This is a genomic window from Streptomyces sp. CNQ329, from assembly GCF_000482585.1.
In genome coordinates this window covers 14,363-29,999 of sequence record NZ_AXVU01000027.1, presented here as the reverse complement: position 1 = coordinate 29,999, position 15,637 = coordinate 14,363, and the positions used below count along the sequence as shown (strand labels likewise).

The following is a 15,637-nucleotide window of genomic DNA, read 5'->3' as shown; positions in this document are numbered from 1 at the left end:
CCCCTTCACGGAGCTGACGGAGACCGGCGCGTACGGATTCCGCAGCCGGTGGCGGCGCGGGATGCCCTACGGGACGCGACCTGGGACGTACCCCGGAGCGCGGCTGCGGACGCGGCAGGACACGCCGCGGGGCACGCGGCACGGCAGGATGCAGGACCGTGGGACGTGGCGGCCCGGCCCGGCAGGAACCTGCGGCTGCGGCTGGCGGACCCCGCCCGCCGCGCCGAGGCGCGGCGGCTGCTCGCGCTCGTCCTCGACGTGCCCCCGCTCTCCGGCGCCGACCCGGCGGTGCTGATCGCCGAGGTGCCCGGCAGCCGTCGGGCCGTGGACGTGCTCATCGAGCTGGCGTGGGCCGGAATCGAGCTGGACGGGTTCGGGCTCGACGCCGCGGCGTGACGGCCCGCGCCGGGAGCGGTGACGAGGGAGCGCGCCCGGCGCGGGCCGGTCAACTCCCGGGATGCCGCGACCACTTGGAGAGTGCGCGGCGCGTACCGTGTGGCGCGTCCATGCAAAAAAAGTGATGGCGCGGGTGACGAGGGCGGTGACACGATCCCCCGGTGGACTCACGATATCTGCGCGCTTTCGTGACGGTGGCCGAGACCGGCGGGATATCGTCGGCCGCCGAGCGGCTGGGCTACGCGCAGTCGAGCCTGAGCGCCCAACTGCGCCGCCTGGAACAGGAACTCGGCGTCACGGTCGTGGTCCGCACCTCCACCGGCGCCTCCCTCACCGACGCCGGCCGCCGGCTGCTGCCGTACGCGCGTGAGGCGCTGGACATCGATGAACGCATGCGCAGCGCCGCCGCCGCATCCCGGCCACGGCTGCGCATCGGGGCGCCCGAGACGCTGGCGGGCGAGTGGCTGCCGGACATCGTCACCGCACTCGACTACGGCGCCGGGGGACCGGACGCGGACGCGGAGATCAGCGTCGTCGTCGGGTCCCGCGAACGGCTGGCGGAGCAACTGGCCGCCGGCGAACTGGACCTCGCCTTCCACTTCGACGACGGCAGCCGCACCACGGGACCCAGCACGGTCGTCGGCCACGAGGAGGTCGTGCTCGTCGCCGGCCCCGCGCACCCGCTCGCGGCTGCGGCGGAGGTCACGGAGGCGGACGTGCTGTCCGCGGACTTCCTCGTCGCGGAGCCGGGGTGCAGCTCGACCGTCCTCTACGACCGCCTCAGCCGCGACCTCCCCGCACCTGCCCGCGCCGCCACGGCCGCCGGCTCCCTGCCCGCGCTGCGCCGCCTCGCGGCGCACGGCCGCGGCCTCGCGCTGCTGCCCCGGCTGGCCGTCGTACGGGAGCTGGAAGACGGCGGCCTCGTCGACCTCCCGCTGGCCACGCGCCCGGGGCCGGTGGCGATCGAGGCCCGGTGGCGCCGGGACCCGGGCCAGGCGGAACCGACGCTCCGCGCCGTCCTGCGCCTCGCCCGCCGCCACACCACCCAGCTCCCGCGCCCGCACCGCGCGGTCCGCCGCGCCCCGGCCCGGACGGCCTGACGCGCAGCGGCGGCCTGCGCCGCCCGTGGACGGCAGGCCGCAGGCGGAGGGTGCGTTCACGGTCGGCCGCGGGCGGGTCACCGGGATCCGGATCGCCGTTGACCGGGTCGGGCTCGCGGAGCCGGACCTGCCGGGGCCGGAAGAGGACCGGGCGCCGGGGCCCCGTGCGTTCCGGCCGGCACCTCAGCGCGGACGGCATGCCGCGCCGGGCAGGGCGCCCGTGGACGGCGAAGGCCGGGCGGCGGTGCCCTGGGGCACCGCCGCCCGGCCCGGAGGCCGTCGGTGGCGTTACGTCACCGTCCGGCCCTCACCGCCGTACGGCGTCGTAGGCGTCCACGATCCCCGCCCCGTAGAAGGCGTTGTTCCGCTTGCCGCCGGTGCAGGTGGAGTCCTCCACCCCGTTGCCGTCCGGGTCGTAGAACTCCGGGCAGCCCGGGTTGTCCGCCTGCGCCTTGAGCACCAGGTGCAGCACCGCGGGCGCCATCCGCGGGTGCTCGCTCTTGATCAGCGCCGCCACGCCCGCGGCGTGCGGGGTGGCCATCGACGTGCCCTGCAGCCAGCCGTACTTGTTCTCCGGCAGCGTCGACAGGATGCGGCCGTTCTTCGACGGCGTGTCCGGGATCTGGTAGCCGTCACCGCCGGGCGCGGCGACGTCGACGACCTTCGCGCCGTAGCTGCTGTAGTACGACTTGTCGTCGTTCACGCCGGTCGCCGAGACGGTCACGATGCCCGGCAACTGCGTCGGCGCGTCCCAGCACTCGGACGGGTCGATCGTGCGCTCCACGGGCGTGGTGTCGTTCGGGCTGGAGTCGTCCTGGATCTCGTCGCCGGCGAGGTCGTGGTTGGAGTTGCCGGCCGCGGCGAGGTGCAGGGTGCCCTTGCCCATCGCGTACAGCGAGGCGCGGTTGACCGCCTCGACGATCGCCCGCTGGTCGGGGTCGTCCAGGCAGTTGTAGAGCCACGGGTCGACGTAGTAGCTGTTGTTGGTGATCTCGATGCCGTGGTCACCCGCGAAGACGAAGGCGCAGACGACGGCCTCGGCGTAGAACAGCGCGGTGTCGGGCTCGCTCACCTTGAGCGAGGCGACCTGCACGCCGGGCGCGACGCCGGCCACGCCGACGCCGTTGCGCGCGGCGGCGATCTCGCCCGCGACGTGGGTGCCGTGGTAGTCGCCGGCCGGGTCGTACGGCCGCCAGGCGCCCTCGGTGGTGTCCGCGACGCCGCCGACGCAGTTGGCGGACTGCTCGGCGGAGAAGTTGTCCTGGAGGTCGGGGTGCCGGTCGTCCACGCCGGTGTCGATGACGCCGACGGTGACGTCACGGCTGCCGGTCGAGATCTTGTGCGCCTTGTCGGCGCCGATCGCCGGCAGGTCCCACTGCTCGTTCTCCAGCGGCTCCACCTCCGGGTCCTGCGAACGGACCTTGGCGGCGCCCTTGTAGACCTCCGGTGCGCTGATCTCCAGCGTCCCCCCGGGCGTCAGCGGCGCGGTGCGGCTCGCGCCCGCGGACTGCACGCCGCGCACGCCGCGCAGCTCCGCCGCGAAGTCCGGGTTGGCGGAATGGGCGACGACCACGCCGATCTTCTTGTGCGTGGTGACCACCGAGCCGTCCGCGTCGGCGATGGCGTCCTCGACCCGGGCGATCGTCTTGCCGTCGGTCTTCGTGTTGACCACGTACGAAAGCGTCTCGCCGGCCGCGGCCCCGGCGCCGGCGCCGGGCTCGGGGGCCGACGCGGCGGAGGCCGCCCCCGGCAGGAGGCCGAGCGCCGCGGCCAGGGTCAGCCCGAGGGGCACTGCCAGCAGGCGCCGGCCACGGGGTCGGAGATGAGTCATGGGATCTCCAGATCATCAGTCAGAAATCCGCCGCGGACACTTGCCGCGGTCAGGTACACGGCAAGCGAAACTAGCGCTGATCACCCGCGGGCTTCAATACATCGACCTGCAGTGTCTTTTGGCGTGTCGGGAACGTCCGGCGCTTCCGGCCCCGTCGTCACGCGCGTATGGCGGAACGTTCCGGCCCGGAACTCAACAAACTGTTGAATGTCGGTGACCTGGCGTAGGCTGCCAGAGGTCAGGTACCGCCGTGGGAGGGCTTCTCATGCTGCGTGACACCTATGGGCGAGTCGCCACAGACCTGCGGGTCTCGCTCACCGACCGCTGCAACTTGCGGTGTACGTACTGCATGCCCGAAGAAGGGCTGCAATGGCTCGGCAAACCCGAGCTGCTCACCGACGACGAGATCGTCCGTCTGGTGCGCCTCGCCGTCACCGAGCTGGGCGTGACCGACGTGCGCTTCACCGGCGGTGAGCCGCTGCTGCGCCCCGGGCTCGCCGGCATCATCGAGCGCTGCGCCGACCTCGACCCCCGCCCCAAGCTCTCCCTGACCACCAACGGGATCGGCCTGGAGCGCACGGCCCCCGCCCTCAAGGCCGCGGGGCTGGACCGGGTGAACGTCTCGCTGGACACCCTCCGGGCCGACGTGTTCCACCGGCTGACCCGCCGCAAGCGCCACGGCGACGTGCTCCGCGGCCTCGCCGCCGCCCGGGCCGCCGGCCTGGAGCCGGTGAAGGTCAACAGCGTGCTGATGGCCGGGTTCAACGAGGACGAGGCCCCCGACCTGCTCGGCTGGGCCGTCGACGAGGGCTACGAGCTGCGGTTCATCGAGCAGATGCCCCTCGACCCGCAGCACGGCTGGCAGCGCGACGGCATGATCACCGCCGGCGACATCCTCGCCTCCCTGCGCACGCGCTTCGCGCTGACCCCCGAGGGCGAGGGAGAGCGCGGCTCCGCGCCCGCGGAGCGCTGGCTCGTGGACGGCGGCCCGGCCCGCGTCGGCGTCATCGCGTCCGTCACCCGGCCCTTCTGCCGGGCCTGCGACCGCACCCGGCTGACCGCGGACGGCCAGGTGCGCAACTGCCTGTTCGCCCGCGAGGAGACCGACCTGCGCGGCGCGTTGCGTTCGGGCGCGCCGGACGAAGAGGTGGCGCGACTGTGGCGGGAGGCGATGTGGGGGAAGAAGGCGGGCGCGGGTCTCGACGATCCGTCGTTCGTCCAGCCGGACCGGCCGATGTCCGCCATCGGCGGCTGACGCGGGGCGCTTGCCGGACGTCCGGAGCGCGGGCAGGTCGGCCCCGGGCTCCGCACCCCGGCTCCCGGGCCCGGGATTCCTAGCTCCGCTCCGGGGTCCGCTCTCAGCCCCGTGCCGGATCCGGGCCGCTCTCCCCGCCGGCGCCGTCGTCCGCGTCTGTCCGCGCGCTCTTCTCCGCCTCCTGCCAGTCCACCAGCGTGACGACTTCCTTGAGGAAATCGCGTACGCCCAGAAAGCGGCTGAGGTACTCGCGGTGCTCCTCGCACGCGAGCCACGTCTTGCGTCGCTCCGGCGTGTGCAGCTTCGGGTTGTTCCAGGCGAGCACCCACTCCGCGGGCGTACGACAGCCCTTGGCGGAGCAGATGAGAGCGGGATCAGCGGTGTTCACGGGGCCCCAGCCTACGTCCCGGAACAAGGGCGACGCCGGGCAGCCACGGGGGGAGCCGCCCGGCGTCGGTCCGTCGCTCCGACGGGGGATGCGGAGCGCGTACGAAGTATGTCACGCGAGGAGGGCCGCTCGGCACCGGATCGGCATATTTGATTTGAGGTTTTTCTGAGCTTGCACTTTTGGTGATCAAACGGTCGGCGGACCGCTGTCACCGGCCGCCGACTCGCTCCCGGCCGGGGCCGGTTCGCCAGGAACGACCGTGTTCCGCCCGGTCCGCGAAGGCGGGGCGATCACCGCGCGCTGCGGCGTGACGGCGAAGGTGGAGGGAAGTGAACGGACGCTCTCCCGGCCCGCGTTCGCGATGATCACCGCGAAGTACGGGATGAACATGCCGAGGACGAGCGCGACGACCGCGATATGCCGCTCGACGTCCCAGAGCAGCGCGGCGGCCACCACCGAGACGGCCCGGACCGACATGGAGATCACGTACCGCCGCTGCCGGCCGCGCACGTCGTCGTCCAGGCTCTGCCGCGCGCCGGTGATCCTGAACACGTCGGCATCGCCGCGGCGCTTCCGCTTCACACTCCACCCCCTCGTATGGGCACCTCCCCAAGGTACGCCGGGAGTGCCCTCCCTTCGAGGCGGGGGTGGGACATACCGCCCTATAACTCGAACAGCCCTGGCCGGAATGCATCCCCCCGGGCCGGCGCAACACACTGACACGGCAGGCGGACCCCGCCCCACGAGGAGGCGACATGACCTGGCTGTGGGCCATCATCGTGGGACTGGTCCTGGGTGTCCTCGCCCGGATCATCCTGCCCGGCAAGCAGGCCATTCCTCTCTGGCTGACCACCGTCTACGGCATCCTCGGCGGTCTCGTCGGCAACGCCGTGGCATCGGGGATCGGCGTGGACGACACCAGGGGTATCGACTGGATCCGGCACATGCTGCAGCTCGCCGGCGCGGTGGCCGTCGTGGCACTGGGCACCCCGCTCTACGAAAGCCTGCGCGGCGGCCCCAAAAAACGCAGTCCCCGCTAGCGGCGTCCGCGGCGCCCCGCCCCGGCGCTCAGCCGGCCGCCGGGGCCGCCAGCTCGACCGCCGCCAGGTTGCGCTTGCCGCGGCGCAGCACCAGCCAGCGCCCGTGCAGCAGGTCCTCCGGGGCCGGCACGGCGTCCTCGGCCGCGACCTTCACGTTGTTCACGTACGCCCCGCCCTCCTTGACCGTCCTGCGGGCGGCCGACCGGCTGGGCGCCAGCCCGACCTCGGCCAGCAGCTCCACCACCGGCCCCAGCTCCGCGACCCGCACGTGCGGCACCTCGGCCAGCGCCGCCCGCAGCGTCGCCTCGTCCAGATCGGCCAGCTCACCCTGGCCGAACAGCGCCCGCGACGCGGCGATCACCGCGGCGCACTGGTCCGCGCCGTGCACCAGCGTCGTCAGCTCCTCCGCCAGCGCCCGCTGCGCGGCCCGCGCCTGGGGCCGCTCCTCGGTCTGCCGCTCCAGCTCCACCAGCTCCTCACGGCTGCGGAAGCTGAGGATGCGCAGGTAGCGGGCGACGTCACGGTCGTCGACATTCAGCCAGAACTGGTAGAAGGCGTACGGCGTGGTCAGCTCGGGGTCGAGCCAGACCGCGCCGCCCTCCGTCTTGCCGAACTTCGTGCCGTCGGCCTTCGTCATCAGCGGCGTCGCCAGCGCGTGCACCACGGCCTCCGGCTCGACCCGGTGGATCAGGTCGGTGCCCGCCGTCAGGTTGCCCCACTGGTCGCTGCCCCCGGTCTGGAGGGTGCAGCCGTGCCGCCGGTACAGCTCCAGGAAGTCCAGCCCCTGGAGGATCTGGTAGCTGAACTCGGTGTAGCTGATGCCGTGCTCGGACTCCAGCCGGCGGGCGACGGCCTCCTTGGCGATCATCTTGTTCACCCGGAAGTGCCGCCCGATGTCCCGCAGGAACTCGATCGCGGACAGCCCCGCGGTCCAGTCCAGGTTGTTGACCATCCGGGCCGCGTACGGGCCCTCGAAGTCGAGCAGCGGCTCGATCTGCGCCCGGACGCGCTCCACCCAGCCGGCGATGACCTCAGGATCGTTGAGCGTCCGCTCCGCGTCCGGCTTGGGGTCGCCGATCTGGCCCGTCGCCCCGCCGACCAGCGCCAGCGGCCGGTGCCCGGCCACCTGCAGGCGCCGTACCGTCAGCACCTGCACCAGGTGCCCGACGTGCAGGCTGGGCGCCGTCGGGTCGAAGCCGCAATAGAACGTGACGGGACCGTCCGCGAGCGCCTTGCGCAGTGCGTCCTCGTCGGTGGACAGGGCCAGCAGCCCGCGCCACCGCAGCTCGTCGACGATGTCCGTCACGTCTCTCGTATCTCCTCGGTCTCGGTCCTGGCCCCCGGCCGGGGCGCCGGTCCTCGTACGCAGCCGCACGCGCGGCTGCGTACGAGGGTAATGGCGCTCAGACGCCCTGGCTGACGGAGCTCATGTTGAAGTCCGGGATCCGCACCGGCGGCATCGCCGCCCGCGTGAACCAGTCGCCCCACTCGCGCGGCAGCGTCCGCTCCGTGGCCCCGGCCTCGGCCGCGCGGCCCAGCAGGTCGACGGGCGACTCGTTGAAGCGGAAGTTGTTCACCGCCCCGGTCACCTCGCCGTTCTCCACCAGATACACGCCGTCCCTGGTCAGCCCGGTCAGCAGCAGCGTCGCGGGGTCGACCTCGCGGATGTACCACAGGCAGGTCAGCAGCAGCCCCGGCCCTTCGTGCCCCAGATCCGCGACCATCTCCTCCAGGGACTTCGTGCCACCCCCCTCCAGCACCAGGTTGTCCGCCTCGGGCGTGACGGGCAGGCCGGTGAGGTCCCCGGTGAAGCGGTTCGTCAGCAGGTGCTGCAGCGTGCCCTCGCGCAGCCAGTCCGTGGGGCCGATCGGCAGCCCGTTGTCGAAGACCGACGAGTTGGTGCCGGAGACGTGCGCGACGACGAACGGCGCCGCCTCCAGCCCCGGCTCCGCCGGGTCGCTGCGCAGCGTCAGCGGCAGCCCGGCCAGCTTCTCCCCGACGCGCGTGCCGCCGCCCGGCTTGCTGAACACCGTGCGGCCTTCGTGCGCGTCGCGGCCGGAGGCGGACCAGAACATGTAGACCAGCAGGTCGGCCACCGCGCTGGGCGGCAGCAGCGTGTCGTACCGCCCCGCGGGCAGCTCCACCGTGCGCTCCGCCCACGCCAGCCGCTGCGCCAGCTCCGCGTCCAGCCCGGCGGGGTCCACGTCGGTGAAGTCCCGGGTCGAACGGCCCGCCCAGGCCGACTTCGTCCGGTCCGGCGATTTGGCGTTCAGCTCCAGGGTGCCGGTCGGCTGGTCGTGGCGCAGCCGCAGCCCGCTGGAGGTGCCCAGGTAGGTGGAGGTCAGCGTGTGGTGTGCGAAGCCGTAGAGCTGCCGGCCGCCGGCCCGGGCACGGGCGAAGGACTCGCCGAGCGCCGGCGCGAAGGCGGCGAACACGTCGGAGGAGGTCTCCGCGGGCGGCTCGGCGAAGTCCGCCGAGTGCGGCACGCCCGTCACCAGCGGACGGGCGTCCTCCGCCGGCCCGCTCCCGCGCGCCGCCTCCTCCGCGGCCCGCACCAGCGGCTCCAGGTCGTCGGCGGTGACGGCGGCCCGGGAGACGACCCCGGAGGCCGTGCCCTCCCGGCCGTCGACGGTGGCGATGACGGTGAGCGTGCGGCCCCGGGTCTCCCCGTTGGTCGTCAGGGTGTTGCCGGCCCACCGCAGGTTCGCGCTCGACTCCTCGTCGGCGATCACGACGCAGCCGTCGGCGCGCGACAGCTCCAGGGCCCGCTCGACGGTCTCGTGAGGCTCGGTCGTCCGGGTCGTCCGCGTCATCGGCCGGCCTCCTGGGTGGTGTTGAGGATGTTGACGTTCCGGAAGAGCGCGGACGGGCAGCCGTGCGAGACGGAGGCGGCCTGACCGGGCTGGGCCTTGCCGCAGCTGAACGTGCCGCCGAGCACGTACGTCTCCGGGCCGCCGATCGCCGACATCGAGCCCCAGAAGTCGGTGGTCGTCGCCTGGTACGCCACGTCCTTGAGCTGGCCCCGCAGCTCGCCGTTCTCGATCCGGAAGAACCGCTGGGCCGTGAACTGGAAGTTGTAGCGCTGCATGTCGATGGACCAGGAGCGGTCGCCGACGACGTAGATGCCGCGCTCGACCTCGCCGATCAGCTCCTCGGTCGTCGGGCCCTCGGGGGCCGGCTGCAGCGAGACGTTCGCCATGCGCTGAACGGGCACGTGGGCGGAGGAGTCGGCGAAGGCGCAGCCGTTGGAGCGGTCCGCGCCGGTGAGCTTCGCGATCCGGCGGTCCGTCTGGTAGCCGACGAGCACACCCTCGCGGACCAGGTCCCAGGACTGCGCCTGCACGCCCTCGTCGTCGTAGCCGATGGTGGCGAGCCCGTGCTCGGCGGTGCGGTCGCCGGTGACGTTCATGAGGCCGGAGCCGTAGCGCAGCGTGCCGAGCCGGTCGAACGTGGCGAAGGAGGTGCCGGCGTACGCGGCCTCGTAGCCGAGGGCGCGGTCCAGCTCGGTGGCGTGGCCGACGGACTCGTGGATCGTCAGCCACAGGTTCGACGGGTCGACCACCAGGTCGTACGAGCCGGCCTCGACGCTCGGCGCCGCCATCTTCTCGGCCAGCCAGCCGGGGATCCGCGCCAGCTCCTCGTCCCAGTCCCAGCCGGTGCCGGTCGCGTACTCCCAGCCGCGGCCGGCCGGCGGGGCGAGGGTGCGCATCGAGTCGAAGTCGCCGGAGTCGGTGACCGTCACCGCGGTGAGCTCCGGGTGGATCCGTACCCGCTGCTGGGTCGTCGAGGTGCCGGCGGTGTCGGCGTAGAACTTGTTCTCCTGGACCGCCAGCAGCGAGGCGTCCACGTGCGAGATGCCCTCGGCGTGAAGCAGCCGCTCGCTCCACTCGGTGAGCAGCCCGGTCTTGTCGGCGTCCGGTACGTCGAAGGGGTTCACCTCGTACGCGGAGATCCACGTCTTCTCCGCGTGCACCGGCTCCGGCGCCAGCTCGACCCGCTCGTCCGACCCGGCCGCGGCGATGACCCGCGCCGACAGCTTCGCCATCGCCACCGCCCGGGCGGCGACCCGCGCGGCGGCGTCCATCGTCAGGTCGACCCCGGCGGCGAAGCCCCAGGCCCCGCCGTGCACCACGCGTACCGCGTAGCCGAGGTCGGTGGTGTCCGTGGAGCCCGCCAGCCTGGCGTCCTTCAGCCGCCAGGCGGCGCTGCGCACCCGCTCCAGGCGGAAGTCGGCGTGTGCGGCGCCGAGCGCCCGGGCCCGCGCGAGCGCGGCGTCCGCGAGGGCGCCGAGTGGCAGCGCGGAGAACCCGTCGTCGAGGGAATGGACCGACTCGTTCACGTTCTGCCCTCCGGTCGGTGGTGGGTGGTGGTGCCGCGGGCCGCGTCCGGCCCTCGGCCGATCATCCCCGAGCGGGTGCCCGGTGCCCAGCGGGTTTCTGTGAGAACCCCACAAGTGTCCGCCGCGGGCCTGTGTGGGGGGCGGAATGCCCCTGGCGCGTCCCGTACCGATAGCTTCTCGGGTGTAGGAGTCCCGGAGAGTGTCCGGGAGGCACCTGGAGAAGGGATGGGTCCTTGAGCCGCTCGGTTCTGGTCACCGGAGGCAACCGCGGTATCGGCCTCGACATCACCCGCGCGTTCGCCGAGGCGGGCGACAAGGTCGCGTTCACGTACCGCTCCGGCGAGCCGCCGGCGGCGCTGGTGGAGCTGGGCTGTCTGCCGGTGAAGTGCGACATCACCGACACCGAGCAGGTCGACCGGGCGTACAAGGAGGTGGAGGAGGAGCACGGCAACGTCGAGGTGCTGGTGGCCAACGCCGGTATCACCAAGGACCAGTTGCTGATGCGGATGTCCGAGGAGGACTTCACCTCCGTCGTGGACACCAACCTCACCGGCACCTTCCGCGTCGTCAAGCGCGCCAACCGCGGCATGCTGCGGGCCCGGAAGGGCCGCGTGGTGCTCATCTCCTCCGTGGTGGGCCTCATGGGTTCCCCGGGCCAGTCCAACTACGCCGCCTCCAAGGCGGCGCTCGTCGGCTTCGCCCGCTCGCTGGCGCGCGAGCTGGGCTCGCGCAACATCACGTTCAACGTCGTCGCGCCCGGCTTCGTCGAGACCGACATGACGCGGGTGCTCTCGGCGGAGCGGCAGGCGGAGATCGCCGCGCAGGTGCCGCTCGGCCGGTACGCGCGGCCGGAGGACGTCGCCGCCGCCGTGCGGTTCCTCGCCTCCGACGACGCCTCGTACATCACCGGAGCCGTCATTCCCGTGGACGGCGGATTGGGCATGGGTCACTGAGCACCATGAGCGGAATCCTCGACGGCAAGCGCGTCCTCATCACCGGCGTGCTGCTGGAGTCGTCCATCGCCTTCCACGCCGCGAAGCTGGCGCAGGAGCAGGGTGCGGAGATCATCCTCACCGCGTTCCCGCGGCCCACGCTGACCGAGCGGATCGCGAAGAAGCTGCCCAGGCCGGCGAAGGTCGTCGAACTCGACGTCACCGACGACGCGCACCTCGCGCGGATCGAGGGCATCGTGCGCGAGGAGCTGGGCGGGCTCGACGGCCTCGTGCACTCCGTCGGCTTCGCGCCGCCGGACGCGCTCGGCGGCAACTTCCTCCACACGCCCTTCGAGTCCGTGGCCACGGCCATGCACGTCTCGGCGTTCTCGCTGAAGTCGCTGACGATGGCGTGCCTGCCGCTGATGCAGGGCGGCGGGTCCGTGGTCGGCATGACCTTCGACGCGCAGTTCGCCTGGCCGCAGTACGACTGGATGGGCCCGGCGAAGGCGGCGCTGGAGGCCACCAGCCGCTACCTGGCCCGCGACCTGGGCAAGGAGAACGTCCGCTGCAACCTGGTCTCGGCCGGGCCGATCGGCTCCATGGCGGCGAAGTCCATCCCCGGCTTCACCGACCTGGCCGACGTGTGGAACACGCGCTCGCCGCTGGAGTGGGACATGGCGGACCCCGAGCCCGCGGGGCGCGGGGTCGTGGCGCTGCTGTCGGACTGGTTCCCGAAGACGACGGGCGAGATCGTGCACGTCGACGGCGGCGTGCACATCATGGGCGCGTAGCCGGAGGACACCGGCGTCGCGCGTACGACCGGCACGGCCGACGGGCGGCCCCCGCACGGGGTCGCCCGCCCGGCGTAAGCCGCCGGGCCGCACCCGGGGGCGGCGGTGCACGCCGGAGGGGCAGTTCCCGTCGTTCCCGTCCCCTCGTGGTGCAGCAGCGACGCCCGTGCGCGGCGTCGCCGTACGGCCGTGGAGGTTCCGTGGTGCGGTGAGGGCCCGCGTCGCCCCGGCCGCCGCACCCGGGGCCTCCGAGGGCGGCGCGCTGCGCGACCGCTGCTGGTTCGGCGTCGCCCGCGCGTGTCTCGGCCACGAGCCGATGCGGGACGTGCCGGACGGCTAGGCGGCGCCCCCGGGTCAGCCGTCGAGCGCGGGCTCCGGCATGCAGCCGTAGGCGTGCCGGCCGGCCTCCTCCGCCGCCGTCTCCGGGTCCCCGGCGCGGATCGCCGCCACCATCCGGGCGTGGTCCAGGTGCTCGGCCGGCAGCAGCACGTCGCCCACCTTGGAGCGCAGCGTCGTGCGGACGACCTCGCCGAGGTCCGCGTAGACCGCCGTCAGCACCTCGTTGTGCGAGGCCGTCGCCACCGCCAGGTGCAGCGTCGCGTCCGCGTCGACGAACGCCGCCGCGTCCCCCGACTCCCACGCCTCCTCCCGGCGCCGCAGCAGCAGCTCCAACTGCGTCATCTCCGGCTCCGTACGGCGCACCGCCGCCAGCCGCGCCGCCTGCGCCTCCAGGGCGCTGCGCAGCTCCGCGACATGCGCCGGCCGGGCCCCGGCGAACCGGCGCTGCATGACGCCCGCCAGCTCGCTCGTCGCGCTGACGTACGTGCCCGAGCCCTGCCGGATGTCGAGCAGGCCGTTGTTCGCGAGCGCCCGCACGGCCTCGCGGACGGTGTTCCGCGCGACGCCCAGTTGCTCGACCAGCTCCGGCTCGGTCGGGATGCGGCTGCCGACCGGCCACTCGCCCGCGGTGATCTGCGTACGCAACTGGGCGATCACCTGGTCGGTGAGGCTCGATCGGCGCGGCGACGTCAGTGCCATGTCTCTCCCGTGCTCGGACTGCGGAGTGGACAACCATTCATCCAATGATTCTATGATGGTCCGCATGCCACGCCGCAGCATCCTCGCGAAACCCGTCGACACCTCCGGGGAGACGACCCGGGAAGCGCGGGCCACCGAGGTCACCGCGGCCCGGGGGCCCGCGCCCGCGCCGCGGGTGGCGCCGTGGCTGCTGGGCCTCATGATCCCCTCGCTGCTGCTCGCGGCGGTCAACCTGCGGCCGGCGATAGCCTCGCTCGGCGCGCTCCTGGAGGACGTGCGCACCGACATCGGCATGAACGGCACGGTCGCCGGGCTGCTCACCTCCATGCCGGCGCTCTGTTTCGCCGTCTTCGGCAGCCTCGCGCCCCGCCTCGCCCGCCGCTTCGGCCCCGTGGGCGTCGTCGCCGGCGGGCTCGCCGCGATCACCTCCGGCCTCGCGCTGCGCCCGCTGTTCGGCAACACCCCGGCCTTCCTCGCCGCCAGCGCCCTGGCCCTCGGCGGCATCGCGGTGGGCAACGTCCTGATCCCCGTCATCGTCAAACGCTGGTTCCCGGACCGGGTCGGCTCGATGACCGGGCTCTACTCGATGGGCCTGGCCCTCGGCACGGCCGCCGCCGCCGGCGTCACCGTGCCGGTGAGCGAGGCGCTGGGCGGCAGTTGGCGCCTGGGGCTCGGGGTGTGGGCGGCCGTCGCGGCGCTCGCCGTGGTGCCGTGGGTGGTGCTGGCGCGCGGCTCGCGCCACGCCGCGCCGGCCGCCGGGACCATCGCCCCCGCCCCCGGCACCACCGCTCCCGGCGCCGGTCCCGCGGCGGGGCCGGCGCGGCCGGTGCGTATCACCGCCAGCCCCACCGCCTGGGCGCTCGCCGTCTTCTTCGGCCTGCAGGCCACCGCGGCGTACGTCATCCTCGGCTGGCTGCCGCAGATCTACCGCGACGCCGGCGTGCCCGCGTCCACCGCGGGCCTGCTGCTCGCCCTCGCCATGGGCCTGGGCGTCCCGCTGGCTTTCGTGCTGCCGGCGATCGCGTCCCGGCTGAACCACCAGGGCCCGCTGGTCGTGGTCCTCGGCGCGTGCGGTCTCGCCGGCTACGCGGGGTTGTGGCTGGCGCCCGCGGGCGGTGCCTGGGTGTGGGCCCTGCTGCTGGCCGTGTCGAACTGCGCCTTCCCGCTGGTCCTCACCCTCCTCGGGGCACGGGCCCGCAGCCACGCGGGCCTCGTCCGGCTCTCCGCCTTCGCGCAGAGCACCGGCTATCTGATCTCGATCCCCGGCCCGCTGTCCGTCGGCGCGCTGTACGAGGCGACGGACGGCTGGACCGTCCCGCTGGCGGTCCTGGCGGGCTTCATGGTCGCCCAGGTGGCGGTGGGGATCATCGCCGGACGCGACCGCGTGATCGAGGACGAGGTCTGACGGCGGCGGGGCCCGGCGGCAGCGGCCGGGGCCGCGGCCTCAGGGCGAGGCGATCGTGGCGATGACGCCGATGACCACCGTGATGGCGAGCATCGCGCCGAGCACGTAGAGCAGCTTGCGCTGCCCGTTCTGGGGGTTCGGATCGAGCACGGGCATGGGGCCAGTCTCGCATCTTCCGCCCCCGGCCTCCCGCGGGGGCGGCGGGGCGGGCGCCGGGGGTGGGGCTAGCACCACCTCCCCTAGGGGGCCAGGGTCAGGGGGAAGTGGGTGGGTCACCGGATGGGGCGGGCCTCCCCGAGTCCGTAGGTTCGAAGCAGCACGAAGGACTCGGGACGTCAGGCAACCCCACGGAGGCGAAGATGTCAGCCGGTGCCCATACCCAGCCCGCACCGCCGGCGGCGCAGCGCTGGCTGCCGTGGTGGTCCGTCGCCCTGCCCGTCATGGCGTTCACCGTGCTCCTCGCCCTGCGGATCCTCTGAACCCCCGGCCCGCGGGCGCGGGGACCGGCCGGTCACTCCCGGCGGGAGAGCCTGGGAACTGCCCGGACCCCGCGGCCGATTTCGTGCGAAGCTGAGCTTATGAGCGCAGGAACGCCCCGCAGCATCGTCCTTCTCCGACACGCCAAGGCCGAATGGGCCCAGGACTCCGACCACGAGCGCCCGCTCGCCGAGCGCGGGCGCGCCGACGCTCCCGCCGCCGGGGATTTCCTCGCGGCCCACGACATCGACCCGGACCTGACCCTCTGCTCCAGCGCCAAACGCACCCGCGAAACCTGGAAGCTCGTCGTGGGCAGGCTGTCCCGGCGGCCCCGGACGGTCTATGAGGAGCGGCTGTACGAGGCGTCGCTCGGCGAGCTGATCCAGGTGCTGAACGAGGTTCCCGACGACGTCTCCACGCTGCTGGTCGTCGGCCACAACCCGGGCATGCACGCCCTCGCCGACGCCCTGGCGGGCTCGGCCGAGGGGGACACGCTCAGCAGACTGAGCCGCGGGTTCCCGACGTCGGGTGTGGCGGTGGTGGAGTTCACCGGCTCGTGGAAGTCGGTCGAGCACGGCGTGGGCCGGCTCACCGAGTTCTGGACGCCGCACCAGCAGTGAGCCCCGGGCGCTGTCCCGCCCC

General features: G+C 73.4%; 17 protein-coding genes. 9 read left to right on the top strand and 8 right to left on the bottom strand.

Translation table 11 applies throughout. The annotated features are described in order from the left end of the window. Positions 1-165 precede the first annotated feature (165 nt). Together I003_RS36965 and I003_RS0119075 are read left to right on the top strand one after the other, a co-directional pair. Entirely contained in the window at positions 166-396 is a 231-nt protein-coding gene (locus I003_RS36965; RefSeq protein WP_486584290.1) for a hypothetical protein, read from the top strand. A 161-nt stretch (positions 397-557) separates the two neighbouring features. After that, on the top strand, positions 558-1,496 hold the full coding sequence (locus I003_RS0119075; RefSeq protein ID WP_027772965.1) for a LysR family transcriptional regulator: 939 nt from the start codon (positions 558-560) through the stop codon (positions 1,494-1,496). A gap of 307 nt (positions 1,497-1,803) precedes the next feature. Here I003_RS0119075 and I003_RS0119070 read toward each other — a convergent pair whose 3' ends face one another. Continuing rightward, positions 1,804-3,327 (bottom strand): S8 family serine peptidase, encoded by a 1,524-nt coding sequence (locus I003_RS0119070; RefSeq protein WP_027772964.1) that lies wholly within the window; start codon positions 3,325-3,327, stop codon positions 1,804-1,806. A 265-nt stretch (positions 3,328-3,592) separates the two neighbouring features. On the opposite strand from I003_RS0119070, the gene moaA reads away from it, so the two are divergent. Continuing rightward, the gene (gene moaA, locus I003_RS0119065) at positions 3,593-4,582 is read left to right on the top strand and encodes a GTP 3',8-cyclase MoaA (protein ID WP_027772963.1); all 990 of its coding nucleotides are present in this window, start codon (positions 3,593-3,595) and stop codon (positions 4,580-4,582) included. Positions 4,583-4,685: 103 nt separating this feature from the next. On the opposite strand, the gene I003_RS0119060 is transcribed toward moaA, so the two are convergent. Next, complete coding sequence (locus I003_RS0119060; RefSeq protein WP_027772962.1) at positions 4,686-4,970, bottom strand: hypothetical protein; 285 nt, start codon at positions 4,968-4,970, stop codon at positions 4,686-4,688. A gap of 186 nt (positions 4,971-5,156) precedes the next feature. Beyond that, positions 5,157-5,552, bottom strand: a complete 396-nt coding sequence (locus I003_RS0119055; protein ID WP_027772961.1) for a DUF3099 domain-containing protein — start codon at positions 5,550-5,552, stop codon at positions 5,157-5,159. 173 nt (positions 5,553-5,725) lie between these two features. Here I003_RS0119055 and I003_RS0119050 point away from each other — a divergent pair, with 173 nt between their 5' ends. Further along, complete coding sequence (locus tag I003_RS0119050; RefSeq protein ID WP_027772960.1) at positions 5,726-6,010, top strand: GlsB/YeaQ/YmgE family stress response membrane protein; 285 nt, start codon at positions 5,726-5,728, stop codon at positions 6,008-6,010. A 28-nt stretch (positions 6,011-6,038) separates the two neighbouring features. Here the strand turns inward: I003_RS0119050 and tyrS are convergent, their stop codons facing one another. The 3 genes from tyrS to I003_RS0119035 all read right to left on the bottom strand — a co-directional run bounded on the left by tyrS (position 6,039) and on the right by I003_RS0119035 (position 10,349). Beyond that, positions 6,039-7,316 (bottom strand): tyrosine--tRNA ligase, encoded by a 1,278-nt coding sequence (tyrS, locus tag I003_RS0119045; protein ID WP_027772959.1) that lies wholly within the window; start codon positions 7,314-7,316, stop codon positions 6,039-6,041. Positions 7,317-7,413: 97 nt separating this feature from the next. Beyond that, on the bottom strand, positions 7,414-8,823 hold the full coding sequence (locus tag I003_RS0119040) for a TldD/PmbA family protein (RefSeq protein WP_027772958.1): 1,410 nt from the start codon (positions 8,821-8,823) through the stop codon (positions 7,414-7,416). After that, a complete protein-coding gene (locus I003_RS0119035) occupies positions 8,820-10,349 on the bottom strand; it encodes a TldD/PmbA family protein (RefSeq protein ID WP_027772957.1) in 1,530 nt (509 codons plus the stop codon). The genes I003_RS0119040 and I003_RS0119035 overlap by 4 nt, the downstream gene beginning before the upstream one ends. Positions 10,350-10,582: 233 nt before the next feature. Between I003_RS0119035 and fabG the strand changes: the two genes are divergently transcribed. The 3 genes from fabG (at position 10,583) to I003_RS36960 (ending at position 12,415) form a co-directional block, all read left to right on the top strand. Continuing rightward, positions 10,583-11,302, top strand: coding sequence for a 3-oxoacyl-[acyl-carrier-protein] reductase (fabG, locus tag I003_RS0119030; RefSeq protein WP_027772956.1), 720 nt, complete (start codon positions 10,583-10,585; stop codon positions 11,300-11,302). A gap of 5 nt (positions 11,303-11,307) precedes the next feature. Continuing rightward, positions 11,308-12,075 carry an enoyl-ACP reductase FabI gene (gene fabI / locus I003_RS0119025; RefSeq protein WP_027772955.1) on the top strand — a complete coding sequence of 256 codons (768 nt, stop codon included), beginning with the start codon at positions 11,308-11,310 and terminating at the stop codon, positions 12,073-12,075. Between the two features lie 208 nt (positions 12,076-12,283). Then, positions 12,284-12,415, top strand: a complete 132-nt coding sequence (locus tag I003_RS36960; protein ID WP_486584289.1) for a hypothetical protein — start codon at positions 12,284-12,286, stop codon at positions 12,413-12,415. A 14-nt stretch (positions 12,416-12,429) separates the two neighbouring features. Here the strand turns inward: I003_RS36960 and I003_RS0119015 are convergent, their stop codons facing one another. Beyond that, the gene (locus I003_RS0119015; protein ID WP_027772954.1) at positions 12,430-13,113 is read right to left on the bottom strand and encodes a FadR/GntR family transcriptional regulator; all 684 of its coding nucleotides are present in this window, start codon (positions 13,111-13,113) and stop codon (positions 12,430-12,432) included. Between the two features lie 52 nt (positions 13,114-13,165). Here I003_RS0119015 and I003_RS0119010 point away from each other — a divergent pair, with 52 nt between their 5' ends. After that, a complete protein-coding gene (locus I003_RS0119010; RefSeq protein ID WP_027772953.1) occupies positions 13,166-14,518 on the top strand; it encodes an MFS transporter in 1,353 nt (450 codons plus the stop codon). A 39-nt stretch (positions 14,519-14,557) separates the two neighbouring features. Here I003_RS0119010 and I003_RS36955 read toward each other — a convergent pair whose 3' ends face one another. After that, the gene (locus tag I003_RS36955) at positions 14,558-14,674 is read right to left on the bottom strand and encodes an SGM_5486 family transporter-associated protein (RefSeq protein ID WP_018835810.1); all 117 of its coding nucleotides are present in this window, start codon (positions 14,672-14,674) and stop codon (positions 14,558-14,560) included. Between the two features lie 422 nt (positions 14,675-15,096). Between I003_RS36955 and I003_RS0118995 the strand changes: the two genes are divergently transcribed. Then, positions 15,097-15,615: a SixA phosphatase family protein gene (locus tag I003_RS0118995; RefSeq protein WP_027772952.1), complete on the top strand. Its 519-nt coding sequence runs from the start codon at positions 15,097-15,099 to the stop codon at positions 15,613-15,615. Positions 15,616-15,637: the final 22 nt, after the last annotated feature.

What these genes read in the sequence shown, in the direction of transcription:
- I003_RS0119070 (WP_027772964.1), bottom strand. Translation starts at nt 3,327, where the DNA reads ATGACTCATCTCCGACCCCGTGGCCGGCGCCTGCTGGCAGTGCCCCTC.
- I003_RS0119015 (WP_027772954.1), bottom strand. Translation starts at nt 13,113, where the DNA reads ATGGCACTGACGTCGCCGCGCCGATCGAGCCTCACCGACCAGGTGATC.
- fabI (WP_027772955.1), top strand. Translation starts at nt 11,308, where the DNA reads ATGAGCGGAATCCTCGACGGCAAGCGCGTCCTCATCACCGGCGTGCTG.
- I003_RS0118995 (WP_027772952.1), top strand. Translation starts at nt 15,097, where the DNA reads ATGAGCGCAGGAACGCCCCGCAGCATCGTCCTTCTCCGACACGCCAAG.
- I003_RS36955 (WP_018835810.1), bottom strand. Translation starts at nt 14,674, where the DNA reads ATGCCCGTGCTCGATCCGAACCCCCAGAACGGGCAGCGCAAGCTGCTC.
- I003_RS0119050 (WP_027772960.1), top strand. Translation starts at nt 5,726, where the DNA reads ATGACCTGGCTGTGGGCCATCATCGTGGGACTGGTCCTGGGTGTCCTC.
- moaA (WP_027772963.1), top strand. Translation starts at nt 3,593, where the DNA reads ATGCTGCGTGACACCTATGGGCGAGTCGCCACAGACCTGCGGGTCTCG.
- I003_RS0119010 (WP_027772953.1), top strand. Translation starts at nt 13,166, where the DNA reads ATGATGGTCCGCATGCCACGCCGCAGCATCCTCGCGAAACCCGTCGAC.
- I003_RS0119040 (WP_027772958.1), bottom strand. Translation starts at nt 8,823, where the DNA reads ATGACGCGGACGACCCGGACGACCGAGCCTCACGAGACCGTCGAGCGG.